This is a genomic window from Faecalibacterium langellae (assembly GCF_002549775.1).
Lineage (GTDB): Bacteria > Bacillota > Clostridia > Oscillospirales > Ruminococcaceae > Faecalibacterium > Faecalibacterium langellae.
The window spans coordinates 1-20,963 of sequence record NZ_NMTR01000012.1 but is presented as its reverse complement, the minus strand read 5'-3'; the positions used below and the strand labels follow the sequence as shown (position 1 = coordinate 20,963).

General features: G+C 60.8%; 23 protein-coding genes. 13 read left to right on the top strand and 10 right to left on the bottom strand.

Annotation, left to right across the window (positions count from 1 at the left end):
• Window positions 1-93 precede the first annotated feature (93 nt).
• Window positions 94-1,272 (top strand): glycosyltransferase, encoded by a 1,179-nt coding sequence (locus tag CGS49_RS04390; RefSeq protein ID WP_489752631.1) that lies wholly within the window; start codon window positions 94-96, stop codon window positions 1,270-1,272.
• Between the two features lie 57 nt (window positions 1,273-1,329).
• Here the strand turns inward: CGS49_RS04390 and CGS49_RS04385 are convergent, their stop codons facing one another.
• Complete coding sequence (locus CGS49_RS04385; protein ID WP_097800699.1) at window positions 1,330-2,049, bottom strand: LytR/AlgR family response regulator transcription factor; 720 nt, start codon at window positions 2,047-2,049, stop codon at window positions 1,330-1,332.
• Window positions 2,050-2,153: 104 nt separating this feature from the next.
• Between CGS49_RS04385 and CGS49_RS04380 the strand changes: the two genes are divergently transcribed.
• Window positions 2,154-3,026: a glycosyltransferase family 2 protein gene (locus CGS49_RS04380; RefSeq protein WP_097800698.1), complete on the top strand. Its 873-nt coding sequence runs from the start codon at window positions 2,154-2,156 to the stop codon at window positions 3,024-3,026.
• A 17-nt stretch (window positions 3,027-3,043) separates the two neighbouring features.
• Window positions 3,044-3,949, top strand: coding sequence for a glycosyltransferase family 2 protein (locus CGS49_RS04375; protein WP_097800697.1), 906 nt, complete (start codon window positions 3,044-3,046; stop codon window positions 3,947-3,949).
• A gap of 84 nt (window positions 3,950-4,033) precedes the next feature.
• On the opposite strand, the gene CGS49_RS04370 is transcribed toward CGS49_RS04375, so the two are convergent.
• Both CGS49_RS04370 and CGS49_RS13915 read right to left on the bottom strand, forming a co-directional pair.
• On the bottom strand, window positions 4,034-5,833 hold the full coding sequence (locus tag CGS49_RS04370; protein ID WP_097800696.1) for an aminopeptidase P family N-terminal domain-containing protein: 1,800 nt from the start codon (window positions 5,831-5,833) through the stop codon (window positions 4,034-4,036).
• Entirely contained in the window at window positions 5,830-6,186 is a 357-nt protein-coding gene (locus tag CGS49_RS13915; protein WP_143405810.1) for a hypothetical protein, read from the bottom strand. Before CGS49_RS13915 ends, CGS49_RS04370 begins: the two co-directional genes overlap by 4 nt.
• Window positions 6,187-6,315: 129 nt before the next feature.
• Between CGS49_RS13915 and CGS49_RS04365 the strand changes: the two genes are divergently transcribed.
• Genes CGS49_RS04365 through CGS49_RS04355 form a run of 3 tightly spaced genes read left to right on the top strand, consistent with a single transcriptional unit; the run spans window position 6,316 to window position 9,065 of the window.
• Window positions 6,316-7,566, top strand: coding sequence for a CobW family GTP-binding protein (locus CGS49_RS04365; protein WP_097800695.1), 1,251 nt, complete (start codon window positions 6,316-6,318; stop codon window positions 7,564-7,566).
• 31 nt (window positions 7,567-7,597) lie between these two features.
• Window positions 7,598-8,560, top strand: a complete 963-nt coding sequence (locus CGS49_RS04360) for a TIGR03943 family putative permease subunit (protein WP_097800694.1) — start codon at window positions 7,598-7,600, stop codon at window positions 8,558-8,560.
• A gap of 25 nt (window positions 8,561-8,585) precedes the next feature.
• Complete coding sequence (locus CGS49_RS04355) at window positions 8,586-9,065, top strand: hypothetical protein (protein WP_097800693.1); 480 nt, start codon at window positions 8,586-8,588, stop codon at window positions 9,063-9,065.
• Window positions 9,066-9,110: 45 nt separating this feature from the next.
• On the opposite strand, the gene CGS49_RS04350 is transcribed toward CGS49_RS04355, so the two are convergent.
• Both CGS49_RS04350 and CGS49_RS04345 read right to left on the bottom strand, forming a co-directional pair.
• Window positions 9,111-9,800, bottom strand: coding sequence for a Crp/Fnr family transcriptional regulator (locus tag CGS49_RS04350; protein WP_097800692.1), 690 nt, complete (start codon window positions 9,798-9,800; stop codon window positions 9,111-9,113).
• A gap of 5 nt (window positions 9,801-9,805) precedes the next feature.
• Window positions 9,806-10,663 (bottom strand): NAD(P)/FAD-dependent oxidoreductase, encoded by an 858-nt coding sequence (locus CGS49_RS04345; RefSeq protein ID WP_097800691.1) that lies wholly within the window; start codon window positions 10,661-10,663, stop codon window positions 9,806-9,808.
• Between the two features lie 166 nt (window positions 10,664-10,829).
• On the opposite strand from CGS49_RS04345, the gene CGS49_RS04340 reads away from it, so the two are divergent.
• From CGS49_RS04340 to CGS49_RS04330, 3 genes are all read left to right on the top strand, one after another.
• Window positions 10,830-11,837 (top strand): asparaginase, encoded by a 1,008-nt coding sequence (locus tag CGS49_RS04340; RefSeq protein ID WP_097800690.1) that lies wholly within the window; start codon window positions 10,830-10,832, stop codon window positions 11,835-11,837.
• A gap of 71 nt (window positions 11,838-11,908) precedes the next feature.
• On the top strand, window positions 11,909-12,700 hold the full coding sequence (locus CGS49_RS04335; protein ID WP_242975362.1) for a class I SAM-dependent methyltransferase: 792 nt from the start codon (window positions 11,909-11,911) through the stop codon (window positions 12,698-12,700).
• 142 nt (window positions 12,701-12,842) lie between these two features.
• A complete protein-coding gene (locus CGS49_RS04330) occupies window positions 12,843-13,439 on the top strand; it encodes a GNAT family N-acetyltransferase (protein WP_097800688.1) in 597 nt (198 codons plus the stop codon).
• Window positions 13,440-13,489: 50 nt separating this feature from the next.
• Here CGS49_RS04330 and CGS49_RS04325 read toward each other — a convergent pair whose 3' ends face one another.
• Both CGS49_RS04325 and CGS49_RS04320 read right to left on the bottom strand, forming a co-directional pair.
• A complete protein-coding gene (locus CGS49_RS04325) occupies window positions 13,490-13,819 on the bottom strand; it encodes a branched-chain amino acid transporter permease (RefSeq protein WP_097800687.1) in 330 nt (109 codons plus the stop codon).
• Complete coding sequence (locus CGS49_RS04320; RefSeq protein WP_097800686.1) at window positions 13,816-14,589, bottom strand: AzlC family ABC transporter permease; 774 nt, start codon at window positions 14,587-14,589, stop codon at window positions 13,816-13,818. Before CGS49_RS04320 ends, CGS49_RS04325 begins: the two co-directional genes overlap by 4 nt.
• Before the next feature lie 405 nt (window positions 14,590-14,994).
• On the opposite strand from CGS49_RS04320, the gene CGS49_RS04315 reads away from it, so the two are divergent.
• Both CGS49_RS04315 and CGS49_RS04310 read left to right on the top strand, forming a co-directional pair.
• Entirely contained in the window at window positions 14,995-15,723 is a 729-nt protein-coding gene (locus CGS49_RS04315; protein ID WP_097800685.1) for a DUF5058 family protein, read from the top strand.
• A gap of 13 nt (window positions 15,724-15,736) precedes the next feature.
• A complete protein-coding gene (locus tag CGS49_RS04310; RefSeq protein WP_097800684.1) occupies window positions 15,737-16,489 on the top strand; it encodes a hypothetical protein in 753 nt (250 codons plus the stop codon).
• A gap of 45 nt (window positions 16,490-16,534) precedes the next feature.
• Here the strand turns inward: CGS49_RS04310 and CGS49_RS04305 are convergent, their stop codons facing one another.
• Together CGS49_RS04305 and CGS49_RS04300 are read right to left on the bottom strand one after the other, a co-directional pair.
• Window positions 16,535-16,990 carry a MarR family winged helix-turn-helix transcriptional regulator gene (locus CGS49_RS04305; RefSeq protein ID WP_097800683.1) on the bottom strand — a complete coding sequence of 152 codons (456 nt, stop codon included), beginning with the start codon at window positions 16,988-16,990 and terminating at the stop codon, window positions 16,535-16,537.
• A gap of 82 nt (window positions 16,991-17,072) precedes the next feature.
• Window positions 17,073-18,740 carry a Na+/H+ antiporter NhaC family protein gene (locus CGS49_RS04300; RefSeq protein ID WP_097800682.1) on the bottom strand — a complete coding sequence of 556 codons (1,668 nt, stop codon included), beginning with the start codon at window positions 18,738-18,740 and terminating at the stop codon, window positions 17,073-17,075.
• 112 nt (window positions 18,741-18,852) lie between these two features.
• Here CGS49_RS04300 and CGS49_RS14165 point away from each other — a divergent pair, with 112 nt between their 5' ends.
• Window positions 18,853-18,993, top strand: a complete 141-nt coding sequence (locus CGS49_RS14165; RefSeq protein ID WP_179859029.1) for a hypothetical protein — start codon at window positions 18,853-18,855, stop codon at window positions 18,991-18,993.
• Window positions 18,994-19,126: 133 nt separating this feature from the next.
• Here the strand turns inward: CGS49_RS14165 and CGS49_RS04290 are convergent, their stop codons facing one another.
• Complete coding sequence (locus tag CGS49_RS04290) at window positions 19,127-19,516, bottom strand: thioesterase family protein (protein ID WP_097800680.1); 390 nt, start codon at window positions 19,514-19,516, stop codon at window positions 19,127-19,129.
• A 164-nt stretch (window positions 19,517-19,680) separates the two neighbouring features.
• Here CGS49_RS04290 and CGS49_RS04285 point away from each other — a divergent pair, with 164 nt between their 5' ends.
• The gene (locus CGS49_RS04285; RefSeq protein ID WP_097800679.1) at window positions 19,681-20,427 is read left to right on the top strand and encodes a YwaF family protein; all 747 of its coding nucleotides are present in this window, start codon (window positions 19,681-19,683) and stop codon (window positions 20,425-20,427) included.
• Window positions 20,428-20,963: the final 536 nt, after the last annotated feature.

Here is a 20,963-nt window from a genome sequence, read left to right as displayed (position 1 = left end):
CGTTTTCTGCCGCCGGAGGAACTGCCTTGTGCGGTTCTTTCTTGCCTTTTATTTTGCTTGCTTTTTACAGGCGAAAAGTGTATGATAATATAAATCAGACGATTCTATTATCAAAAGTTTCCATTTTATGAACAAAACGCGCATTCCGCGCGATTCTGGTACAGCCGATCGTATCTTGATCGAGAACAGAGAAGGAATAGGAGACCCCTTGTCATGAACAATCCGCTCGTCAGCATTATCGTGCCTGTGTATAACGTGCAGAATAGTGTTGCCCGGTGTCTGGAAAGTGTCCTTGCGCAGACCTGGAAAGAGATCGAAGTCATCGTGCTGAACGACGGCTCCACAGACGGCAGCCTTGCCATCTGCGAGCAGTTCCGCCGCAAAGACCCCCGCATCACCCTGATCGACAAGCCCAATGCCGGGCTTTCCATGACCCGCAACGATGGCATGAAGGTGGCCAAAGGCAAGTACGTCCAGTTCGTGGACAGCGACGACCTGCTGGAGCCCGATTTTACGGAAAATATGGTCCGCGCGGCCGAGGCCAACAGCGCCGACCTTGTCATCTCGCCCTACTGGATGGCCCTGCCGCCGGAGATGGTGAATCCCGGCGAAGGGGAAAAACTGGCCCCGGACGCAAAGCTTTTCCTGGAGGACCCCTCCGTCACCGACCGCCGCGGCTATAAGGTGCGCCAATACGGCTTTCTGCCCGCCGGGGTCTACGACCAGCGTGCCTACGCGATGCAGCTGATCGAAAAGCCCGCCACCTTCTACTTCAACGTGGTGTGGAACAAGCTCTACCGCCGCCAGCTGCTGGAAGCCGTGGACCTCTGGTTCACCAACGACCTGCTCTACGCCGAGGATCAGCAGTTCAATGTGCGCTACCTGCAATACGCCAAGGTCATTGCTTCCATCGACACCCCCGGCTATTATTACATCCAGAACCCCCAGGGCATCTGCCACACCCAGCTCACCGCCGGCACCGTGATGCAGAACAAGCTGCAGATGCTGCGCTATTACAAAGAGCTGTTCACAAAGCTGGGCATCTACGACGAAGCACAGCCCCGGCTGTACAAGTCGCTGGTGGCTTTTTCCGAGAACGTTTCGCCCTCCAGCCTGCTGCAGCGCGCCATCGACGACGCCGCATCCTACTGGGGCAGCCTGACCGGGCTGGACGCTTCCTCGGTGCCGGTCCAGGAGACAGACGCCGCCAGCCGCCCGGCAAAACCGGCCCGGGCCTCCCGCAGGAAAAAGCTGGACCCAAAGCCTGAATAAACCACCTTTGCACACGAAAAAAGAGCCGCCCGAAGCGGCTCTTTTTTGCTGTGTTCCTCAGCGGTACCAGGCGCGGATGGCTTCCCGCACGGCGCCTTCCCGCCCACGGGGGATGGGCACCCGCGCGCCGCTGGTCATCTGCAATTCTCCGGCGCTCAGCAGCCGCACGGCAGTCAGGCTGACCACATAGGAGCGGTGGGGCTGCAGGAAGCGGCCGTCCGCCAGCAGCGGCCCCGCCACCGCCGAAAAAGGCACCCGCAGCGAAAGAGAGGTCACGTCCTCGCCGCTGAGCAGGTGGAAGTGGACGATGTGGTGGGTGCACTCCAGATATTCGATCTCGGCATAGGCCAGCACCCGCAGCCCCTCGGCCGTGTTCACCGTCAGGGCCGGGCCGTACTCCGGTTCGGCGGCGCGGTCCAGCAGGGCGGAAAGCTCCTGCTGGTGCACCGGCAGCAGCAGATACTGCATCGCGTCCACCCGGAAGGCGCTGTAGGCGTGGGCCGGGGTGCGGGCCACGAAGGCCAGCGGTGCCCGGCGGCCCCGGCGGCGCAGCTCGGCGGCCGCCGCCAGCCCCTCGGGCGAGGCCACCGCCGCCAGCTCGATGAGGTACAGCTCATAGCGGTCCCCGGCGGTGTCCCGCTGCAGGAGGGTAGCGGCGTCCGGCAGCTGCTGCACGATGCACGCATCCGCCCGGCGGGCAAAGTATTCCATGCACTGCCGCTCCAGCCCGCTGCGCAGCCCAGCATCCGGGCTGCAGACCGCGATGTGAAAGATCATTCCTGCTTCCTCCGTTCTCGGCCCGCCGCGCTTGCTTTTTGGCGGCAGGGCGTGTATCATAAGGATAATTCTTCCCCCATTTTCCCGCAAAGGAGACGCTTTTTATGGAACAGCCCCTCGTCAGTGTGATCGTGCCCATGTACAACGCGCAGAACACCATCCGCCGCTGCGTGGAAAGCATCTGCGGCCAGTCCTACCCGAACCTGGAGATCCTTTTGCTCAATGACGGCTCGAAGGACGGCACCCTGGCCGTCTGCCGGGAGCTGGCGGCCGCGGATGCCCGCATCCGTCTCATCGACAAGCCCAACTCCGGCGCTTCGGACACCCGCAACCAGGGGCTGGCCCTTGCCAGGGGCGAATACATCCAGTTTGCCGACAGCGACGATTACCTGCTGCCCGGCTGCACCGAGCGCCTCGTTTCCGCCGCCCGGCGGCACAAGGCCGTGCTGGTGCTGGCCCCTTACCGGATGATGATCCCTCACGGCAGCGGCTATGACACCCGGGAATACAGCCTGCTGCCCGCCGGGGTCTACACAAAAGCCGACTATCTGTGGTGGGTCATCGGCCAGCCCGCCAGCTTTTACTTCACCGTGGTGTGGAACAAGCTGTTCCGCCGGGACGTCATCGCCGCCCATGGGGTGCGCTTTCCGGCCATGGCCTTTACCGAAGACCAGCAGTTCAACGCCGCCTACCTGCACCACACCGAAGGGGCCTTCGTCTCTCTTGCGCAGCCCTGCTACTGCTATGTGCAGAACCCCCAGAGCGTCTGCCACACCCAGGTCACCCTCCGCGCCATGCTGGAGCACCGGAAACGCATGTACGGCATCTACAGCCAGATGTGCCGGGAAATGGGCCTGTATGAAAAATACCGCACCCGTCTGCGGGGCATCTACCTCAGCCTGTTCGAGAGCACCCTGCCCAGCGGCCCGGTGCAGAAGCTGGCCGATACCGTTGCCCGCACCAAAAGCCTGCGCTGACGTCGAAAGGAGTTTTTATGGAGTTTCCTCTCGTGAGCATCCTTGTGCCCATGTATAACGCCGCGGGCTGCATCACCTGCTGTGTGGAAAGCCTCTGCGCCCAGACTTATAAAAGCATCGAAATTTTACTGCTGAACGACGGCTCCACCGACGACACCGCTGCCGTCTGCGCCCGCCTTGCCGCCCAAGACCACCGCATCGCCGTGATCGACAAACCCAATACCGGCGCAGCCGATACCCGAAACCAGGGCATCCGGCTGGCCCACGGCAAGTACATCCAGTTCGTGGACTGCGACGACTGGCTGGCCCCGGATTTTACCGAAAAGCTGGTCACCGCCGCCGAGCAGCACCAGGCAGAGCTGGTGGTCGCGCCGTTCTGGATGGTCTACCCGGAGCACTTTGTGGAGCACACCCGCCCCTGGGAAAAGGCGGTGAGCGTGGTGCTCAAGCGCAACCCGCCCCGCACCCGGGCCTATGGCTTCCTGCCCGCCGGGGTGTACGCCCTGCCGGACTACCTCCGGCATCTGCTCCAAAAGCCCAACACCTTTTTCTACGGGGTGCTGTGGAACAAGCTCTACCGCCGGGATGTGCTGGAAGCCCACGGCCTGCGCATCCCGCAGGTGCTGTTCGCGGAAGACCAGCTGTTCAACCTGGAATACCTGCACTTCGTGCGCACCGTCGTTTCCATCCCGGACATCGGCTACCACTACCTGCAGAACCCCCAGAGCGTCTCCCACACCCGGGTGAGCACTGCCGACATCCTTGCGGTGCGGCGGCGGGCAATGCAGCTGTACCGCACCCTCTGTGCCGAGGCAGGCCTTTCCGCCGAGCTGCGGGGTGCCGTCCTGCGCTCCCCCTTTGGCGAGAACGAGTTCACTCTGCCGCCGCTGGACACGCCGCAGGCGCATTTCTGCAAGTTATAATATGACACAAAAAGCACCCGGAGTTCTGCCGGGAGCCGCTCCGGCTCCCGCACGGCCCCGGGTGTTTTTGTCGTTTTTTGTCTCTCAGCAGCTGATGGCGGCGCACTTTTCCGCCAGCCAGACCCGCTCCGCATCGTTCAGGTGCGGGGCCAGCTTTGCGAACACCTGGCGGTGGTAGTCGTTCAGCCAGGCGATCTCGTCCCTGTCCAGCACGCCGGGCAGAATGGGCGAGGTGGCAATGGGCACGAACATCAGCGGCTCAAAGCCCAGGAAGGTGCCGTACTGGTTGTCGGCCTTGTGCACGCACACCAGCTCGTTCTCGATGCGGATGCCCACGAGATCGGTCTCGTAGACGCCGGGCTCATCGGTGACCACCATGCCCGGGCGCATGACCACCGAGTTCGTACCCCGCAGGCTGTGGGGGCCTTCGTGGACATTGCCCACGAAGCTGACGCTGTGGCCGGTGCCGCAGCGGTAGTTGATGAGGTGCCGCCACAGCGGTTCGCGGGCGATGGTGTCGATCATCTTGCACTCGCAGTAATCCAGCCAGACGGCCTTGGCAAGGTCGATGTGGCTCTGCAGGGTCCAGGTGTAGAACCGCTTCTCATCCTCGGTCAGCTCGCCCAGCGGGTAGGTGCGGGTGATGTCGGTGGTGCCGTCCATGTAGGTGGCACCGCTGTCCACCAGCAGAAAGCCCTTCGGCTGCAGCACGGCGTGGTCTTCCGGGGTGGCGTGGTAGTGCATCATGGCCGCGTTGCCGCCGTAGGCCGCAATGGTGCCAAAGCTCTCCACAAGGAATTTGTCGGTGCTGCTGCGGTACTTGTGCAGAATTTCGTCCACGGTCAGCTCAGTCAGCGTTTCCCCGGCGGCAAGACGGCTTTCCAGCTCGATCTGGAACCGCACCATGGCCACGGCGTCGCGGATGTGGGCTTCCCGGATGTGGGCAAGCTCGGTGTCGTTCTTCACGCCCTTCATCAGCAGCAGCGGGTCGGTGCCGTCCTTCACGGTGAGGGCGGGGTTCTTTTCCAGCACCTGATACACCGCATAGTTCACGGTGGCGGCTTCGGCCAGCACGGTCTGCGGCTCGGTCTCGGTGGCGAGGAAGGGGAGCACATCGTCGTACTCCGCGAGGGTCACGCCGTTGGCTTCCAGCTCCGCCTTGGCTTCCGGGGTGACGCGGGCGGTGTTGATGAACAGTACCGCGCGGCTGGGCGTCACATAGCAGTAGGCCATGGCGTAGGGGGTGCACTCGATGTCCATGGCGCGCAGGTTCAAAAGCCAGGCGAGGTTATCCAGCTTGCCCACGAACTGGGCGGTGCAGCCCAGCTCTTTGAGCTTGCCGCGCAGCTGATCCAGCTTTTCGGCCGGGGAGAAGCCCGCGTATTCCTTCGGCAAAATCCACGCCGGGGTGTCCGGCAGGGCGGGACGGCCCTCAGTCCACAGCTCATCCTCGAGGTTCAGGGTCTTGATGGAAGCGCCTTTTTTCGCCAGCGCCTTTTCCAGCTTGCCCACGAGGGCGGTGGCGGCAGTCAGGCCGCACAGGCCCAGCACTTCGCCCTCGGAAAGGGCGGCGGCGCAGTATTCCTCCACGGTGGGCACACCGGGCTCACCCATGCGCTGCAATTTGATCTCTGTGCCCGCGATCTCCTTTTCGGCCTGCACGAAGTACCGGCCATCTGCCCACAGGGCACTCTCGGTACGGGTGACCACAAAGGTGGAGTTTTCGCCGTGGAAGCCGGAGAACCAGGTCAGGCTGGTGTAGTGGTCGGGCAGGTATTCGCTGGCGTGGGGGTCGCCCACGGGGATCAGATAAACGGCCACGCCGTTTGCGGCCATGGCGGCGCGCAGGGCGGCAAGGCGCTCAGGAACGGTATTCATGCTCATACGATCGCATCCTTTTTTGTTTTTCGCAAGCCGGAAAAAACGCCCGGCGGCGGTGTTTTCTTGTGTCTTATTGTATCATCCAAACGAAAAGATTGCAATGCAGGGGCGGGACGGTTTGGAATGGCCTCCGCTTGCGCTCTGGCCATGTTCAGCGGAAAAATATTTTTATATTTGTGGTTCAGAAACGCCTGCGGGCGTTTCTGAACCACTTTTTCACCAGAGGGGTTTGCAGTTTCCGGCGTAAGCGCAAAGTTTGCGGGCACGCCAGAGGCTCCCTCCCCGAGGGAGCTGGCAAAACCGTCAGGTTTTGACTGAGGGAGTTCATTCTCCCTCAAAATGCCGCCAATTTGCAAAAAATGTTACAATTTTTTCTTGAAAAAGGGCGTTTTCCCATTGACAGCCTTGTTATAATAGGAGTGTAAGATTTTTGAGCCAGCACTCTGCGGCTCTGTGTGCTATTACAAGAAAGAGGCATTTGAATCATGACCAAAATTGATATCTTCTCCGGCTTCCTGGGTGCCGGTAAAACCACCCTCATCAAAAAGCTCATCAAAGAGGCTTTCGCAGGCCAGCAGGTCGTTCTGATCGAGAACGAGTTCGGCGAGATCGGCATCGACGGCGGCTTTTTGAAGGAAAGCGGCATCCAGATCAACGAGCTGAACGCCGGCTGCATCTGCTGCTCGCTGGTGGGCGACTTCCGAACCGCTCTGCAGCAGGTGGTGGAGCAGTACCACCCCGACCGCATCGTCATCGAGCCCTCCGGCGTGGGCAAGCTCTCCGACGTGACCCGCGCTGTGGAAGGCGTGGCCGAGCACCTGGACGTGCAGCTGAACAGCTTTGTCACCGTGGCCGATGTGAACAAGGTCAAGATGTATATGAAGAACTTCGGCGAGTTCTACGATGACCAGATCAGCCACGCAAGCTGCATCCTGCTCAGCCGCACCCAGACCGCCAGCGAGGAGAAGATCGCCGCTGCCGTAGCCATGCTGCGCGAGAAGAACCCCACCGCTACCATCGTCACCACCGCATGGGACGACCTGACCGGTGAGCAGATCCTGAAGGCCATGTCCACCAAGGACGACTTCAAGGCAGAGCTGATCGCCATGGCAGCCAAGGCCAATGAGGAACACGCCCACGAGGATGAGGAAGAAGAACATCATCACCACCACCATCACTACGATGAGAACGGCGTGTGCAGCTGCGGCCATCATCACGATGACGACGACGATGACGAGGATGATGACCACGACGAGCATGAGCATCATCACCACCATGATGACGAAGACGACGATCATTGCTGCTGCGGCCACCATCATCACGACGACGACGATGATGACGACCATGATGAGCACGAGCATCATCACCACGATCACGAAGATCATGACCATGACGAGCACGACCACGAGCACGGCGACCACTGCTGCTGCGGTCATCATCACCATCATCATGACCACGACGCCGACGAGGTGTTCACCAGCTGGGGCGTCGAGACGGCCCGCAAGTTCACCAAGGCCGAAGTGGAGCACGCCCTCACCGAGCTGGACACCGGCGCTTACGGCATGATCCTGCGCAGCAAGGGCATCGTGGACGGCGGTGCCGACGGCTGGCTGGAGTTCGACTATGTGCCCGGCGAGTGGGAAGTGCGTGCCCGCGGTGCTGACGTGGGCGGCAAGCTGGTCGTCATCGGCTCCAAGCTGAACGAGAAGGCCATTGCTGAGCTGTTCGGCTGCTGAGCGTTAAAATAAGAAGGAGAAACCATCACTTATGGCAAAAGAAATTCCGGTCTACCTGTTTGTGGGCTTTCTGGAAAGCGGCAAGACCAAATTCATTCAGGAGACCTTTGAAGACCCCAACTTCGACTCCGGCGACAAGACCCTGCTGCTGATCTGCGAGGAAGGCGAAGAAGAATACAACCCCAAAAAGTTTGCCTTCCCCGGCGTGACCGTGAAGGTCATCGAGGACAAGGCCGAGCTGAACCCGCAGAACCTGGCAAAGCTGGAGAAGGAATCCGGCGCAGGCCGCGTGGTCATCGAGTACAACGGCATGTGGCTGCTGCAGGACCTGGCCGAGGCCCTGCCCGAGAGCTGGATCGTATACCAGTGCATCGCCACCGCTGACGGCACCACCGCCCTGACCTATGCCCGCGACAACTCCATGCGCAGCCTGCTGCTGGACAAGATCGCCCGCAGTGAGCTGATCGTGTTCAACCGCGCTGAGGCCGTGAACAACGATGCCGCCCGTCAGGAGCTGCACAAGCTGGTGCGTCAGGCATCCCGCAAGTGCGACATCGCCTACGAGTTCGCCGACGGCAGCGTGGCCTACGACGACATCCCCGACCCGCTGCCCTTCGATGTGAACGCAGACGTGATCGAGATCCAGGACGACGACTTTGGCATCTGGTATATGGACTGCCAGGACGAACCCCAGAAGTACACCGGCAAGACGGTCAAGTTCCTGGCACAGGTGTGCCAGACCAACCGCGCGGGCAAGAACAGCTTCGTGCCGGGCCGTTTCGCCATGACCTGCTGCGTGCAGGACATCCAGTTCGTTGGCTTTCCCTGCAGCTACGATGGCTACAAGGCGCTGGAGCAGCGCGCATGGGTGCGGGTGACCGCAAAGGTAGGCTACAAGTTCCATAACATCTACCGCGGCAAAGGCCCGGTGCTCACCGCCATTTCGGTGGAGCCTGCCGAAAAGCCGCTGAACGATGTGGTAACATTCTCTTGATCTGATCTTTCAAGGAGGTCCCGGCATGAAAACACTGTTTCGTATCCTTGGCACGGCCGCTGCGGTGGCCGTTACCGGTGCTGCCATTGTGGCACTGGACAAGATCCTGAACCAGAAAGACCCGCTCCATGTGGAGGAAGTAGAGTTCCCGGAGGACGCCGAGCTGGACGCCAAGGAGGCTGCAAAGACCGCCGAAGCCTACGCCGAGGGCGAGGCCAAGGCCGAAGCTGCTGCGCCCGCCGAAGAAGCCGCGCCGGAAGCTCCTGCTGCCGAACCGCCCACAGAAGCAGCGGACGAACCTGCTGCCCCGGCTGCAAATGAGCCGGTGACCCTGCCCGCCAAAGACGGCGAGAAGCCGGTGTATGACCCGGAGGCCCCGAACCCGAACCCCGTGGAGGCCGGCCCCGCCGAAGCCCCCAGGGACGAAACCGGCAAGTTCGACCCCACCAAGATCGCTGACGCCAGCGATTTCGGCGACTGGGAAGAACAGGGCTGCAAAGGCTGACCCTGAAACGTGAAAAGAGGACGATGCATCGCATCGTCCTCTTTTTTACTGCCCTCTCGCCAATTGCTGCAGCTTTTTCTTATCCAGCACCTGCACGCCGCCGCGGTAAAGGCGCACCCAGCCTTCCTGCGCGAAATACTTCAACATCCGGCTCACCACCTCGCGGGCAGAGCCCATGTACTTTGCGATCTGGTCGTGGGTCATGCGCACCTCATCGCCGCCGGTTTTGGCCAGCTCGTCGGAAAGGAAGATGGCAAGCCTGCGGTCCGCGCTCATGAACAGCACCTGCTGCATGGTCCACATGCTGTCGGAGAAGCGTTCCGCCGTCATCTGGTAGGCATAGCAGCGCACATGGACGTTCTGCTGCATCAGTTTGCGGAACACGCCTGCACTGATGCAATAGGCCTCGGTGTCCTCCTCGGCGTCGATGTACAGATCGATGTTCACCGAGTCCATCACGCAGGACGCCGACAGAATGCACACCTCGCCGCCGAACAGGCGGTAAAGGGTCACGTCCCGCCCATCCTCCGAGAGCAGGTAGGCCCGCAGCTGGCCCGACCGCAGCAGCAGGATGCCCACGCAGCTTTCCAGCGGACTGTGTACCCGTGCCCCTTTTGCGTAGTGCACCGGTCGGGTATAGCGGCAGAGCATGTCCTGCTCGTCGGGCGTCAGGTCGTCCCAGAAGGGGAAGCCGCAGGCAAGGCACCCGCGGTGGTCATTCGTTTTTTCCGGCATATACTTCATCCTTTCCGCAGGGCCTTGGCGGCTTCAGTGCCCGCCTGCGCGCCCTCATACACGGCCTTTGCCACCTGCAGAAGGCCCCCGGTGCAGTCGCCCGCCGCATACAGGCCGGGCACGGTGGTCTGCATTTTTTCGTCCACCACGATGCGGTTCCCGTCCACCTCTGCGCCGATCTTCCTAGCCAGTGCGGTGCTGCCCGCCACGCCCAGTGCCACAAATACACCGCTGACAGGCAGCTGCACACCGCCGGACAGCTGCACGCCGGTGACAACGGTTTCGCCCAGAACAGCCTCCACGGCCTGCGGATAGACTGTGACCTCCGGCGGGAAGTCCACCGTCAGCGGTGCGCCGTTGGTCAGCAGGGCAACACTTTTTGCCACCGGCAGCAGAGCCTGCACCTCGTGCAGGGCGTACTCGCCGCTGCCCAGCACCGCCACGTCCTTTCCACGGTAGAAAAAGGCGTCGCAGGCGGCGCAATAGCTCACGCCGTGCCCCTCCAACCCGGCAAGGCCCGGGATGCGCGGCACCGCCCGGGATGCACCCGTGGCAAGGATCACAGCGTCCGCCGGGTAATTTTTATCCACTGTTTCTACGGTGAGTTGATCCGTATAGGTCAGGCCCACGGCTTCGGCTGTGACGAATCTCACACCAAGGCGCTTTGCATTCTCGATGCTGCGGCGTTCCAGTTCCGCACCGGAGACCGGCTCGGCAAAGCCGTAATAGTTTTCAATTTTTTCGGCGCGGTCCAGCGCACCGGGGCCTTTGGTGAGCACCGTGGTATCCACACCGGCGCGGACAGCGTACAGCGCGGCGGATACGCCCGCCGGGCCGGAACCGATAATCACAATCTTGGGCATAACATTCTCCTTTTATCATTTTCTTTAGTATACACCAAATTCCCCCAAACTTCTGTGACCGGGTCGCAAAAATTTGTTTTTTGCCGCAGGCGGGCACTTTTCAAGCGGAAAAGGGTGTGCTATACTTACGGAGTCACCTGATTTTCTGCCACGGAGGCTTTCTTTTATGTCCAAACAGCGCATTCTTTTCATCACCACCGGCGGCACCATTGCCAGCGTGCGCACCCCGCAGGGCTTGAAGCCCGTGCTCACCAGCGAAGAACTTCTGGCCCACCTGCCGGAGCTGAACGACCTGTGCGTCCCGGAAACGCTGGCCCTGTGCAGCATCGACAGCACCGACCTCGGCCAGGAGCACTGGCTCATGATGGCCAAGGCCGTGCAGGAGAACTACGCCCTGTACGACGGCTTCATCATCTGCCACGGCACCGACACGCTGGCCTACTCGGCGGCGGCGCTCTCCTATCTCATCCAGAACGCGGACAAGCCCATCATCCTCACCGGTGCCCAGCAGCCCATCTCCAACGAGATCACCGACGCGAAGAAAAACCTGCGCGACAGCGTCATCTGCGCGCTGGACCCGGGCAGCCGCGGCGTCATGGTGGTGTTCGGCGGGCACGTCATCGCGGGCACCCGCGCCAAGAAAAACAAGACCATCAGCTACGACGCCTTTGCCTCGGTCAACTTCCCGGAGTTGGCGCTGGTGCAGGGCGACCGGCTGGTGCGGTATATCCCGTCGCCGTGGCCCACCGGCCCGGTAGAGTTTGGCCGCGCACTGGACCCGAAGGTGTTCCTGCTCAAGCTGACGCCCGGCATGTCGCCGGACCTCATCCCCGAGATTTTCCGCCTGTACGACTGCGTCATCGTGGAGAGCTTTGGCGTGGGCGGCATCCCGCAGCAGCTCATGGACGCCTTTGCCGAAGGGCTGGGCGACTACGACAAGACTCGCAAGGTGCTCATCCTGACCACCCAGGTCACCTATGAGGGCAGCGACGTGGGCGTTTACGAGGTGGGCAAGCGGGTGAAGAACCGCTTCCGCTTCCTGGAGGCCCACGACATGACCATTGAAGCCGTGGTGACCAAGAGCATGTGGCTGCTGGCCCAGAACTGCGAAAGCTTTGACCAGCTGCAGCAGCGTTTCTACCGTCAGGTAAACTTCGACACCTTCTATCACTGAGCCGCTGCGCGGCATTGACAGCGCGGTTTGTTTATGCTAACATGATGATATCAACCGAGCAGGGAGGTATCATGATGAATACGCAAACCAACTACGGCAACTGGGTCCCGGAGAAGATGTTCCCGCCGCTGTTCGGCGGCGGCGCGGTGCTGCTGGCGGCAGGGCCTGCCTGCGGCATCGGCTTGCACAAGACTGTGCTGGCAGTGGTGCTGGCAGTCCTCGGCATCATTCTGCTGGCCTACGGCGCTTACATGTACCGCTGCCATGAGGAGTTCGCCTTCGGCAAGGGCAACATGATGGCGAAAGTCCACGAACATCTGGTGCGGCATCTGGACTGGGACGGCAAGGGCAAACTGCTGGACATCGGCTGCGGTGCCGGCGCGCTGACCGTCCGCTGTGCCAAAGCCTTCCCGGAAGCACAGCTCACCGGCATGGACTACTGGGGTGCCGAGTGGAACTACGCCAAAGACCAGTGCGAGCGCAATGCCAAGGCTGAGGGCGTGGCCGACCGCATCACCTTTGAGAAGGGCGACGCCGCCCATCTGGCCTACCCGGACGAGAGCTTTGATGCCGCTGTCTCCAACTTTGTGTTCCACGAGGTGCGCACCGCCAAGGACAAGCGCGACGTGGTGCGGGAAGCGCTGCGTGTGGTGAAAAAGGGCGGCACATTCTCCTTCCAGGACATGTTCTCTCAGAAGGGCCTGTACGGCGACATGGACGAATTCGTGAAGCAGCTGCAGGCCGAGGGCATCACCGAGGTGCACTTTATTGGCAATCTGGAACAGAAGCTGGACTTCGTGCCCGGCTATGTGCGCACCCCGTGGATGATCTCCGGCATGGGCATTCTTTACGGCCGCAAGTAAGCACAAAACCGCAAAAAGGACACGGCTTTGCCCGATACCGCAATGTACTCGCAGCATTTCCCCGAAACGGAAATGCCGCGGGTACATTTTTATACAGAATTGCGTGTTACGCTGGGCACAGAGACGGAAAGGAGGAACCCCAATGAAGCAAACATCAATGACCATCCGGCAGGAAGTGCCTGCCGACTACCGCGCCGTGGAGAGCCTTGTGCGGGATGCATTCTGGAATGTTTACCGCCCGGGCTGTATGGAGCATTTTGTTCTGCACTGCCTGCGGCAGGACCCGGCCTTTGTGCCGGACCTCGCCCTTGTGCTGGAACAGGACGGCAGGCTCATTGGGCAGTTTGCCGCCGTCCGGGCCGATGCGGCGCTGGACGATGGCAGCGTCCTGCCGGTGCTGAATGTCGGCCCGCTGTGCATCGCACCGGAGATGCAGCGGCAGGGCCTTGGCCGCCTGCTGCTGGACACTGCACTGCAGAAAGCCGCGGAACGCGGTTTTGGTGCAGCCGTGCTGGAAGGCGATCCCGCCTTTTACGGGCCTTCCGGCTTTGTGCCGGGCAAAACCGTCGGCATCCGCTATGCCGACGACCCGGAGGCAGACTATTTTCTGGTAAAGGAACTGCGGCCCGGCTTCCTGCGGGGAAAACACGGTATCTACCGCGACCCGGCGGGATATTTTGTCTGCCTGACCCGCCCGCAGGAATTTGCGGACTTCGAAGCGCAGTTCCCGGCAAAATAAATAAGCGCTGCCGTACAGGAATTCCCCTGCGCGGCAGCGCTTTGCGTTTTTCAAAACACCAGCTGCACCAGCAGCACATAGCACAGGGTGCCGCCCGCCACGCTGAGCAGCGTTTCGTGCTTCCACTTGTGCAGGGCCACCGTCACCAGCAGAGCAATGGCCTCCGGGATGCCGTGGCTGCCCGCAAACGGAGTGACGCTTTTCAGGCAGTAAACGATCAGCATGCCGAAGATGGCGGCGGGCAGCACCCGGCCCAGATACCGCACCACCTCGGGCGGCTGCTGGTCTTTGGACGAAAACACCACGAACGGCAGAAAGCGGGTGATCATGGTGGCGGCGGTGCACACCGCAATGGTCAGGCCCATCTGAAGTGCGGTCATGCGCCCACCTCCTCGTTTTTCTTTTCGGCTTCCGGCTCGGTGCCCTCGGCTTTTTCAATGGGCTTGCGCAGGGCCAGCAGCAGCACCAAAATGCAGCCCATGGACGGCAGCAGGAAGCTGCCGGAGCCGAAAATGGCCAGGCACACCAGCGGTGCGGCCAAGCCAATGAAGGCGCTGTAGTGTTGCTTGCTCTTTTCCCACTGGTTGAGGAAGATGACCGTGAACATAGCCGTCATGACGAAGTCCACGCCCTCGGTGCTGAAGGGCAGGATGGACCCCACCGCCGCGCCAAGGCCCGCGCTGGCCACCCAGTAGAACTGGTCCAGCAGGGTGATGAAAAACATGAACCAGCCCTTATCCACCCCCGCAGGCGGTTCCGCCGAGCAGGTGATGGAGAAGGTCTCGTCACTCATGGCAAAGATCATGTAAAAGCTGCGCAGGCCGTAGCCCTTGTAGCGCTCCAGCATGGCAAGGCCGTAGAACAGGTGCCGGGCCTGAATCATCAGGGCCATCAAAAAGGCGGAGAGCGGTGAAAACGCGCTGAGCAGCAGGCTTGCCAGAACAAATTCCAGCGAGCCGCCATACACCACCGTGCCCATGAGCATGGGCATCCACACCGGCAGCCCCAGCGACTGCACGTAGATGCCGTAGCCCATGCCAAGCACAAAATAGCCCGCCAGCACCGGGATGGTCTGGGGTGCAGCGGCACGCAGGGCCCGCCAGACGGGGCTCTGCTGCCGTGTCAATTGTTGTTCGGTCACATGTTCCATTGGTCTTTCCCTCAAAAATCTCGCAGGGTCCTTCGGCTGCGGCCGCACTGCCGCAGAAAAACCCATTTCTTCGATATGTTGATGCTTGTATTATAACAGGTTTTACGGCGTTTGCAAGGGCCGGGCGGGCGCTGTTTTCAGCAGAACGACAAAATTTTTCTTTGTTTTTTATGCAACTTTCAACGGATGCAAAGTGACCGGCGGTCATCACTTTATTATTTTAACGCAGTAAAGCTTCTTTGCCGGTTTTCGCGGCAAAAATCTGCCCAAACCACCGCCCGTGCTTTAGTGTTACTTATTTGACAAGCACGGCTTTTTCCGGTATCCTGTCCGTATCGCAAGGACGGCGGGCACAAAACACCCGCCTTTTTTCGTCCGGAGTGTATTTGAGGGAGGGACAATCTCATGGCAACCATGAAAGACATCATCCAGAGCCCGCTTTTGCTGGCGCTGGTCATCGGCGGCCTTGTCTACATCGCGGCGTTCTCGCTGGTGTATCTGAAAAAGGCCTACGACCACTGCCTGGAACTGGGCATCACCCGCAAAGAGCTGAGCAACGTCATCAAATCCAGCCTTGTGTTTTCCATCGTGCCCAGCCTTTCCATCGTGGTGGGCCTGTTCGTGCTCATTGCGGTGCTGGGCAGTGTGTGGGCATGGTGGCGGCTTTCGGTCATCGGCTCGCTGTCGTATGAAACCATGATCTCCAGCTCCATCGCGCAGGTGCTGGGCTATGCATCCTCGGCCGAAATGCTGGAAAGCGCCACCGGCCGCCAGTTCGGCGTGGTGATGATCCTGATGAGCGTGGGTATGCTGAGCGGCTTTCTCATCCTGCTGCCCTTCGGCAAAAAGCTGTGCAAGAGCGTGGACCGCTCCGCTGCCGATAACGGCGGCAGCACCTGGAAAAACGTGCTCTCCGGCGTGTTCATGCTGGTGATGTTTTCCGTATACATCCCCATCCTGCTGTTCACGGATAACGTGCAGGCGGCTGTCATGATCACCGGCCTTGTCATCGCAGTGGGCGTGGGCGTGCTGGCAAAGCGCCCGGGCCTTGCGTGGCTGAACAACTTTGTGATGGCATTCTCCATGCTGGGCGGCCTGATCTCGTCGCTGGCATGGGTGCGCATTTTCGGGTAAGGAGGGCAGGAACATGAGCAAAGCAAAGACCGAGACCAAAATGGATTCCTTCCAGAGCTGGGCGCACCGCTGGGGCCGCGTGGGCACCCTGATCGCCCTCATCTACATGGTGGCGCTGCCTTTCGTGGTGCTGGCCGCCTACGACAGCATCCCGAGTCTGGGCGAGGTGTTCAACGTGAACACCTTTTCCATCCTGCTCATCTATATCCCGGTGGGCTTTTCGGAAGCGCTGAGCTACACCCCCATTCTGGGCTGCTCGGCGTACCTGGCTTTTATCACTGGCAACATCATGAACCTGAAGCTGCCCGTGGCAGCCAACGCCATGAACCTGACCAAGAAGCAGCCCAACACCCCGGAGGGTGAAGCCATTGCCTCGGTGGCTGTGGCGGTCTCGTCCCTGATGACCGTTGCCATCCTGACGCTGGCGGCGGTGTGCGCTTCCTTCATCAGCCCGGTGTTCGAGCTGCCCGCCGTCAAGACGGCTTCCGGCTACCTGCTGCCGGCCCTGTTCGGCTCCATGGCGCTGGGCCTGTTCGCCAGCTCTGCCAGCGGCAATAAGGTGGTCAAGGGCGGTATCAAGGGCGTGCTGCCGGTGCTCATCATCATGACGGTGCTCTCCCTCGCGGCCCGTCTGGCGGGCTACGGCGCGGCGCTGGGCGGCCTTGTGGGCATCTTCATCATCGTGATGCTGCCCATCGGCATCCTCACTTCCTATGTGCTGTGGAAGAAGGGCAAGATCCAGGTGGTGGATAAAGAGCAGAAGTAACGATACACAAAAAACCTCCCGGCCAGCGACCGGGAGGTTTTTTGCTTATTCTGCGTTCTTTTTGGGCAGGTCCAGTTCCGGCATCAGCTCGTCGCTCACGATGGTGAGCATCTCTTCCAGCTTTGCGCAGTCCTCAGGGGAGAAACGCTCGCGGGCGCGCTCCACTACGGTGTGCAGGTAGGAATAGCTGATGTTGTAGTAATCGATATACTTCTGGGTGGGACGCAGGTTGTATTCGCGCCGGTCGGTGGTGGACTGGATCTTTTCCACATAGCCCTTCTTCACCAGACTGCCGATCTTATACGCCGCGTTGGGGGTGGAGATCTGCATCATGCGCGAAAACTCGGCAATGGTGGGCTCGCCCATGGCCATGATGCCTTCCATGCAGAAGGATTCCACCGTGGTCAGGGTCGCTTCCCGGGTGGCAAAACGCTGAAAAATGTTCTGGTAAAAATGCAGCTTGAATTTGGTGTATACGTCCTGAAATGCCTGTTCCAGCATGGGTCGTGCGCCTCCGAAAGTTCATTTTCTTTCAGTATACCACGTTTTGCCCGCGGCGCAAAGGGAAATTGCGCTTTCTCGGTCAAGCTTTCTTTGCCGCTTTGCCGGTACGCACGCGGATGACGCTCAGCACGGCCAGCTCCACTGCAATGGCCACAGCCAGCAGGATGAGCGAGGTGACAAGGCTGGCGCTTGCACCGAGGAATGCCTGTGCAATGCCGGTGATGACATAGCACACCGCCGCGCAGGCTGCCGCCGTGATGGCGTAGGGCAGCTGGGTGGACACATGGTTCACGTGGCTGCAGTGGGCACCGGCGGACGCCATGATGGTGGTATCCGAGATGGGGGAGCAGTGGTCACCGCACACCGCGCCGGACAGACAGGCCGCGATGGAGATGACCAGCATCTCACCATCCGGGAAGGCATGGCACACGATGGGAATGAGGATGGAGAAGGTGCCCCAGGAAGTGCCGGTGGCAAAGGCAAGGAACACTGCCACAAGGAAGATGATGACCGGCAGCATGTACTGCAGGGCAGCGGCAGAGCCGTTCAGCAGGTTTGCAACATAGTACTTTGCGCCCAGCAGGCCGGTCATGCCGGACAGGGTCCATGCGAGGGAGAGGATCAGCATGGGGCTGACCATGGCCTTGAAGCCCTCGGGGATGCAGGCAGCGAAGTCCTGGAAGGTCATCACATTGCGCACGCGGTAGAAGATGAAGGTGAACAGCAGGGCAATGCTGCTGCCCAGCACAAGGCCCGCCGAAGCGTTGCAGTCCGCAAAGGCGGTGACGAAGTCCACGCCCTCAAAGAAGCCGCCGGTGTAGATCATGCCGAAGATGCAGGCCGCGATCAGCACCAGCACCGGGGCGATCAGGTCTGCTACATGGCCCGCCGTGGAGCTGCCATCGTCCACGTCGTCGCCGTAGGGACGGTCGGCGGTGGTGAACAGGTCGCCGTTGACGGCGTTGCGCTCGTTGAGCTGCATGGGGCCGAAGTCGGTGCCGGTAAAGATAAGGAACAGGATCATCACCAGCGTGAGCAGGGCATAGTAGTTATAAGGAATGGTGCGCAGGAACATGGTAAAGCCGTTGATACCGGAGCCTTCCGGCACTGAGGAAGTAACGGCAGCCGCCCAGCTGGACACCGGTGCAATGATGCACACCGGGGCCGCAGTGGCGTCGATCAGGTAGGCCAGCTTTGCGCGGGAGACCTTCTGCCGGTCGGTGACCGGGCGCATGACAGAGCCGACGGTCAGGCAGTTGAAGTAGTCGTCCACAAAGATCATCACGCCCAGCAGCAGGGTGGCAAACTGCGCACCGGCCCGGGAGTGGATGTGGGTGGACGCCCAGCGCCCGAAGGCCGCCGAGCCGCCGGCCTTGTTCATCAGGGCCACCAGAATGCCCAGCATGACCAGAAAGACCAGAATGCCCACATTGCTGCTGTCGGAAAGCTTGGCCACCATGCCGCCGTCTTCGTTGAAGAACAGGGTGTTGATGGCCAGCTCCAGATTGCCGTTGGCGTACAGCAGTGCACCGGACGCGATGCCCACCAGCAGGGAGGTGTAGACTTCCTTGGTGTTCAACGCCAGCACGATGGCGATCACCGGCGGCAGCAGCGAGAAGATGGTGCTGTACACCGAGCAGGTGTAGGTGGACGGGTCCGCGATCTTGCCGGGGGTGACAGCGGTGCACCACAGCAGCAGCGCGAACACCAGCAGCGCCGCGAACCAGGATAGATTTTTGTTTTTCATAACGGATTCCTCTTTTTTCTTGTTTCCGGCGGCGCATCACCGCCCGCTGTGCGGGAAAGACTATCCCCACAAACACAGCAGGGGGGTGAGCGCCGCGCCGGATTATAAAGCGATGTACTTTGAGCTGTTCCGCGCCAGTGTGCAGGCGGCGCAGCTTTTGCAGGACGCGCAGGTGCGCGCCGAACAGCAGCTGCTGGACGCGGACCTGCCGCCGATACGGTTGGGACAACCGGAGAAAAAGGATGAAGAATAACCCTCTCCGTCATTGCTTCGCAATGCCACCTCCCCCGAAGGGGGAGGCAAGAAGCGTAACGGCTAAGCCCGTGGCTCTCCCTTTGGGAGAGCTGGCACCGAAGGTGACTGAGAGGGCGAGCGCGTTTTTCTTTTTACCCCTTCTTCGCCTCCGCCTTCGCCGCGAACTTGGCGTTATTGATGACAAAGCGCTCGTGGGTGCCGCCGCCCACCGGGCCTTTTTCGTCGTGCAGGGTGACCTTGAAGGTCAGCTTGCGGCCTTCCACGGCCACCAGCTCACTCTCGCAGGTGACGGTCATGCCCACGGGGGTGGGAGCGGTGTGCTCCAGCTCCAGCTTGGTGCCCACCGAGCCATTGCCTTCGTCCAGTGCGTCGGCCACGCTCATCCAGCAGGTCTTTTCAGCCAGAGCCACCAGCGCGGGGGTGGCGAACACGTCCAGCGTGCCGCTTCCCATGGTCTTTGCAGTGTTGGCCGCGGTGACGAGCACGCTCTGCTCGCCGCGGATACCAGTTTCCAGTGTCATATACTTTCCTCTCCTTTGTGCGCCGTTGCGGCGTATTTGTGTATACTATTTTATAAGATACCACACTGCGGCCCAGAATGCACCCGCTTTTGCGCTTTTTTGCAAAAAAGTCTTTCCTTTTGGAGAGATGTGCGCTAGGATAGGGCCAAAAGGCGGTGAAACGTGTGAGCGATTTCTGGAAATCTTACGATATCACAGCGGCCGAGTTCGGCCCCGGGTACGAGTGCTACCCGCTGTTCGGCACGGTGCATCTCGTGGAGCTGGCGGTGTCGGCGCTGTTCATCCTCGGCATGGCGGTGTGGTACCGCCGGGCCGGGGCACGCACGCGGCGGCGCATCCTCGTGGGCGTGACGGCAGCCCTGCTGGCCGACGAAGCCGCCCTGCTGCTGGGCATGGCCCTGACCGGCCAGTGGAACTGGAGCTATCTGCCGCTGCACCTGTGCAGCATCAATGTGTTCGTCTGCCTGTACTGCACCGTCACGGACCAGAACTGGTGCAAGGAGGAGCTCTACGCCCTGTGCATCCCCGGGGCCATGCTGGCGCTGCTGTGCCCCAGCTGGCGGGACGTGCCCAGCTGGTGGACCCTCATCAACCTGCACTCGGTGAGCATCCATGCCCTGCTGGTGCTCTACCCGGTGCTGCTGGTGGCGGGCGGCTACCGGCCCAGCGTGCGCCGGGTGCCCATGGTGCTGGCGTTTCTGTTCGGTTCGGCCCTGCCCATCTACTTTTTGAACAAGCCCTTGCAGACGAACTTTTATTTTCTGAACAACCCCTATGGCAACGTCATCACCAGCGCGTTCACCGCCGCGCTGGGCGAGAAGTATTATATCCTGGGCTTTCTGCCTGCCATCGCGGCAGCACTGGTGATCATGTATCTACCGTGGTATGTTATAGGCCGGAGAAAGCATTAACGATTTAGAATTGCCGACGCGTTCGCTTTGGCAATATTAGTGGAAATATTATTTTTTATTGCAACACCGGAATGACTGCGGTCATTCCGGTGTTGCTTTTTCACGGGAAGGGCCGTAACGGCAACCGGCATCTGCTGTCGCTGGCTCCCTGCGGGAGCGTCGCGCCAGCGGGGAACCCGCAGCTCGGCGAGAAGCAAACCCTCTCAGTCAAACCCTTCGGGTTTGCCAGCTCTCCCAAAGGGAGAGCCAAGAGCGTGGAGGGCACGCTTCTTGCTTTTCTTTTGAAAGGGAGCCAAGGGCGTAATGGGAGTGCTTCTTGCCTCTCCCTTTGAAAGACTTCCCCCGGTCGGGGGAAGATGTCGCGCAGCGACAAAAAAGGTGACAAGGTGTCACCGAAGGTGACGGAGAGGGCGCACCCGCTCCCCTGCGGGGAGCTGCCGCCGCAGCGGCTGAGGGGCCTTGAAATGGCGGAACACAAAAAAGCGTTAAGCGAAGCGGCTAGCTTTTTTGTATGGAGCCCATCCTCTTTGGGGTTG